Annotated in this window: 2 protein-coding genes and 1 pseudogene; 1 reads left to right on the top strand and 2 read right to left on the bottom strand. The window is 70.5% G+C overall.

From position 1 onward, the window contains the following. Together nusA and rimP are read right to left on the bottom strand one after the other, a co-directional pair. The coding region (nusA, locus tag ADBZ5U_RS16135) for a transcription termination factor NusA (RefSeq protein ID WP_526811887.1) at positions 1 to 973 on the bottom strand (973 nt) is incomplete at its 3' end. After that, on the bottom strand, positions 970 to 1,524 hold the full coding sequence (gene rimP / locus ADBZ5U_RS16130; protein WP_526811885.1) for a ribosome maturation factor RimP: 555 nt from the start codon (positions 1,522 to 1,524) through the stop codon (positions 970 to 972). The genes nusA and rimP, both read right to left, overlap by 4 nt. A 116-nt stretch (positions 1,525 to 1,640) precedes the next feature. Here rimP and ADBZ5U_RS16125 point away from each other — a divergent pair. After that, positions 1,641 to 1,828 (top strand): annotated as a pseudogene (locus ADBZ5U_RS16125) (hypothetical protein); the annotation flags it as partial.

Raw genomic sequence — 1,828 nt, 5'->3', positions numbered from 1 at the left:
TGCGGATGTCGATCCGCCAGCCGGTCAACCGGGCGGCCAACCGCGCGTTCTGGCCCTCCTTGCCGATCGCCAGGGACAGCTGGAAATCGGGCACGACCACCCGGGCGGCACGGGTGGCGGCGTCGATCACCTGCACCGAGACCACCTTCGACGGTGACAGGGCGTTGGCGACGAACCGGGCCGGGTCCTCGTCGTAGTCGATGATGTCGATCTTCTCGCCGGACAGTTCGCTCATCACGTTGCGGACCCGCTGACCCATCGGACCGATGCAGGCCCCCTTGGCGTTGAGGCCCGCGACCTTGGAGCGCACCGCGATCTTGGAGCGGTGCCCGGCTTCCCGGGCCACCGCGACGATCTCGACCGAACCCTCGGCGATCTCGGGAACCTCCAGCGAGAACAGCTTGCGAACCAGATTGGGGTGGGTGCGCGAGAGTTCGATCCGGGGCTCCCGGGTGCCGCGGGTGACCCCCACGACGTAGCAGCGCAGCCGGTCGCCGTGCTGGTAGGACTCCCCCGGGACCTGCTCGGCGGTCCGGATGGTGCCCTCCGACCCCTTGGTCTCGCTCCCGAGGCGGACGATGACGTTGCCGCGGGCGTTCTCCCGCGCGTCGCGCTGCACCACCCCTGCGACGATGTCGCCCTCGCGGGCCGAGAACTCCCCGTAGATCCGTTCGTTCTCGGCGTCGCGGAACCGCTGCAGCATCACCTGACGGGCGGTGGTGGCCGCCACCCGGCCGAAACCTTCGGGGGTGTCGTCCCATTCGCTGATGACGTTGCCGTCCTCGTCGGTCTCCCGGGCCATCACCCGGACCACACCGCTCTTGCGGTCGATCTCGATGCGGGCGTCGGGCTGATGGCCGTCGGTGTGGCGGTAGGCGGTCAGCAGAGCCGACTTGATGGTGTCCAGCAGTTCCTCGACCGGAATCCCCCGGTCGACCTCGATCGCGTGCAGTGCGCCCATGTCGATGTTCATGCCCCGGCCTCCGCCTGTTCCGTGCCGACGAACGTCTTGCCGACGAGCTCGAGTTCCTTCGCGCTGGGCGGCGAGAACTCAACCTGCACAACGGCTTTGGCAATGCCGTCCAGCGGCAGCCGGCGGACGTCCCAGCCGCTGCCGGAACGCACCACGAGCGCGGCGAGACCGTCCGCGGTGACGCCGAGCCGGCCGGTCACAGCGGTGCCGTCGCGCAGCGACAGCTCGACGCGGCGGCCCCGGGCCCGGCGGAAGTGCTTCTCCTCGGTCAGCGGCCGGTCCACCCCGGGGGAACTCACCTCGAGCAGGTACGGCGGGCTGTCGACGGTGTCGAGCGCCGCCGAGGCCGCCCGGGACAACTCCGCGATCGCATCCAGATCCAGGGGGTCGTCGCCGTCGGCGACGACCCGGATCCGCGGCGGCTGAGAGCGTTCGTCGACCTGGACGCCGTCGATCTCATAACCGGCGCGCGCGAACTCGTCAGCGAGCAGCTCGGTCACCCGCTCCGGCGAGGGCAGGCCCGACGAAGAACCCGGGGTCCGTTGCGTCACGGCGAGCTCCTCATCTTGAGTTGTCAATGCTTGTCAATGCTGGACATCAACGAAGTTGTCAATGCCGGCCTCCAACGATACGCCAGCGACTCCGGCCGCAATGGCAGGATGTTGGCGTGCTCGACCCCGAACCAGGTTCCCCCCGGGCGATGGCCCGGCCCCGTCTGAGCCGCCGACGCGTCCTCGTCGACGGCGGCCGCGGCGTGCTGGCGCTCGCCCTGATCGGCGCCGCCGCCACCGGCTGCGGCCCGTCCAAGCCGGCGGGACCCGACCCCCTGGAGGCCGAACTGCTGGCCGCCCGCCG

Source organism: Mycobacterium sp., from assembly GCF_040398885.1.
Lineage (GTDB): Bacteria > Actinomycetota > Actinomycetes > Mycobacteriales > Mycobacteriaceae > Mycobacterium.
Note: the sequence above shows the minus strand (reverse complement) of the source record. Positions and strands in the feature narration are given on the sequence as shown.